We start from the raw sequence: 3,122 nt of genomic DNA on the forward strand, positions 1-3,122 counted from the left end.
GTGCCTGCTCAGGCGTCCGGTCCTCGTCGGGGCGGTGGCCGGTCGCGTCGAGCGCGCGCTGCAGGCGGGCGCCCGCGAGCGGGTCGAGCCGGCCGCGCAGGAACGTCCCCTCGGCCGCATGCGTCAGCGTGAGGAACCGGGCGCGGCGGTGCGCCTCCCGCTGGTCCGCGTGGTGCGCGGGGTGCTGCGCGGCCACCCAGGCGGCGAGCCCGCGCCCGAACTCACGGGAGTCGACGCCCTGCGCGAGGTCGACCACCGCGGCCTGCCCCTCGGCGGTGCTGAGCGCCTGCGCCACCTGCGCGGGCGCCTCCGCGAGTGTCTGGGCGAGCACGTCGGCGTGCCCCTCGCGCACACGACCCTCGGCCATCGCGGTGCGCACGTCCGGCAGGCGGGTGAGCGCCTCGGCGGTGCGCACCTGCGTCGCGACCTGCCAGCGGGACGAGCCCGTCTGCCGCGCCCGGGTGTCGGCGAGCTCCCGCTCGGCGCCCGCAGCCGCTGCCGCCGCTTGGTGGGCCGCGAGCACCGGCGCGCGCACCGCGGGGACGAGCGCCGCGAGCCGGTCGAGCGTCCCGAGCGCAATGGCACGCTGCGCACCGGTCCACCGATCGGCGTCAGCCGCGCGACGCGCGAGCCCCATGAGGCGCTCGCGCAGGTCCTCCAGCTCCGCGAGCACGTCCTCGGCCCGCGGAGCGGCACTGCCGGAGCGCGCGCCGCCCAGCACCGCGCCCACGCCACCCGGCCCCCATGGATCGAACATACGTACGATTCTAGGGAAGGTTCGACGTGCCAGGCCGGCCCTGTGGACAGCGAGGGGTCACGGTGGGACGGCCATCGCGACGGCGGAGAGCGAGCCTCCCACGCCGCATCGCACCCCGCGGTCACACGAGACGTCGTCGCCCCGCCCCGCGTGTCAGTCGCGCGACGACGTCGTCCCCCGCCCCGCGTGTCAGCCGCGCGACAGCGTCGTCCTCCCGCCCCCCGTGTCAGTCGCGCGACAACGTCGTCGTCCCGCGCCCGGGGTGCCACGACGTGACGACCAGCCGCGTGCCCGACTCGTCGAGCCGCGTGTGCACCACCTCGGTGACGTCGAGCGCGAAGTACGCCCCCGGTGGCCCCTCGGCGGGCCGGGCGACCTCGACCAGCCGACCCGCGAGCTTGGCGTCGCCCAGCCACTGCGTCGTGTCCGACGGCGGCTCGAGCGTCGGGCTGTGCACGGCCACGCGCGGGTCGCGCAGCACGTCCTGCAGCTTGACCGAGCCCGGCATCATGCCGAGCGTCACGTCGTCACCGAGCTCGAGCTCGGTGCCGGAGATCCGCGGCGAGCCGTCGGCCCGCAGCGTCGCCATCGTCTTGTTCGTCCCCGCGCTGAACAGCGCTTCGACCACCGCCGCCAGGTCCGGCGCGTCACGCCTCACGTCCGCCCATCGCACTCGTGCCGTCATCCGCCCATCGAACCTCCGACCACCCACACGCGCCGGACCCGAGGCGTCGGACCCCGCACGCGTCGGGCCACACACGTCGGACCAGCCGTTGCGTCCCGGCCGCCAGACGGGCAGGGTCGGGGGATGCTCGTCGCCTTCTCCGTCGCCCCCAGCGGAACCGGCCGTGCGGACGGCTCCGTCTCCGAAGCCGTCGCGGCGGCGGTCCGGGTCGTGCGGGAGTCCGGTCTCCCGAACCGGACCGACGCGATGTTCACGACGATCGAGGGCGACTGGGACGCCTGCTTCGACGTCGTCAGGCGCGCGACCGAGGCGGTCGCTCCGTTCGGCTCGCGGGTCTCGCTCGTCCTGAAGGCCGACATCCGGCCCGGCCACGTCGGCGAGCTCGAGGGCAAGGTCGCTCGGGTCGAGGACGCGCTCCGCGACGCCTGACGGGGGCCGACGGGCCTCGGGGGGCAGACGCATCGCGAGAGCGGCGAGCGGCCCGGGGCGTCCTCGCTGCGCCGACACGAGCGCCGACGCGTGACATGCGTCCCCGTCAGGGCGAGGATTGCCCCGGTACGTCACCCGCACGGCCGTCGCGGGCGGTCAACTCGACCCGTCCGGCGGACAGACCGGACATGCGCGCACGTGCCAGAGTGTCGCTGACACGTGGAACTTCCGCGTGCACACCGTCGTCGGGGCTGCCACGAACGCCGGGACGAGGACCTCAGACGCCCGGGCAGGGCGCAGAGACCGCGCCGGTCGGACGTCGCGCGCCCCAGGAAGGCCGGGACCGGATGCCCCTGTTCGAGCTCGACGACGGTCGCCCGCGCCTCGTCCAGCCGATGCAGCCGTTGCCCGGGTCGTTCGCGCAGGATCTCGCGTCGCTGCTCACGCACCACCTCGCGGCGATCGCGGGGGAGCCGCTGTTCCCGGTGCGTCACCGCTCGAGCGCGCCGGACCACGCGGACCTGCCCGAGCTCCTCGCGCTGGACGCGACGGGCCGCGCGGTGGTCCTCGAGGCCGTGCAGGTGCTGGACGACGACGCGGTCGTCGCGGCGCTGCGGCACGCGGGCGCGGCAGCGCGCATGACGGGCACCGACCTGGCGCGCTCGTACCACGCGGACCCCGACCGGTTCGCGGTGGACTTCGCGGCGTTCCGCGACCAGGTGGCGTACGGGATGGCGACGAGCCGGCGTGAGGGCGTGCGCCTCGTCGTGATCTGCTCGGAGGTCGCGACCGAGGCGGGCGACACGTTGAGCTACCTGCGGGGCCCGGGCCGGCACGTGGACGTGCTGCAGCTCGGCGTGGTCCGCGGCGTCGACGACCGCCGGTTCCTCGACGTCTCGCCGCTCGCGCGGCACGAGAACGTGCGGCGCCCGGTCGAGCCGACGGCGCTGCGGCTGGTCCGGTCGAGCGAGGCGTCGTTCGCGACGGCCATGGCGTACGAGGACGGCCGTCGCCGCCCGCCGGCACCGCTCGGCGGCGCCACACCGAGCCTCCCCGGACTCGGTACGAGCCACGGCGGCACAGGTCACGGCGGCACAAGGAACGGCGGTGCAGCGAACGGCGGCTCGCCGTACGGCTCGGGCCTGCCGTCCACCTCCGCCTTCCCCTCGGGCCCCAGCCAGCCGACGACCGCCCGGCCCCCGCAGCCGGGAGCGCACCGTCCGGTGGCTCAGACGACGAGCCGCACCCCGG

General features: G+C 76.0%; 3 protein-coding genes and 1 pseudogene. 2 read left to right on the forward strand and 2 right to left on the reverse strand.

All coding sequences use genetic code 11. The features are described from left to right. Positions 1–757, reverse strand: a pseudogene (locus CWIS_RS18920) (hypothetical protein); the annotation flags it as partial. Positions 758–983: 226 nt separating this feature from the next. Beyond that, positions 984–1,415: a pyridoxamine 5-phosphate oxidase gene (locus CWIS_RS10470; protein WP_231583788.1), complete on the reverse strand. Its 432-nt coding sequence runs from the start codon at positions 1,413–1,415 to the stop codon at positions 984–986. Between the two features lie 150 nt (positions 1,416–1,565). On the opposite strand from CWIS_RS10470, the gene CWIS_RS10475 reads away from it, so the two are divergent. Beyond that, positions 1,566–1,871 carry a thiamine-binding protein gene (locus tag CWIS_RS10475; protein ID WP_048343233.1) on the forward strand — a complete coding sequence of 102 codons (306 nt, stop codon included), beginning with the start codon at positions 1,566–1,568 and terminating at the stop codon, positions 1,869–1,871. Between the two features lie 347 nt (positions 1,872–2,218). Further along, positions 2,219–3,122: hypothetical protein (locus CWIS_RS10480; RefSeq protein WP_197080823.1), on the forward strand; the 904-nt coding region annotated here is incomplete at its 3' end.

The sequence above is a fragment of the Cellulomonas sp. A375-1 genome (genome assembly GCF_001040865.1).
GTDB classification, from domain to species: Bacteria; Actinomycetota; Actinomycetes; order Actinomycetales; family Cellulomonadaceae; genus Cellulomonas; species Cellulomonas gelida.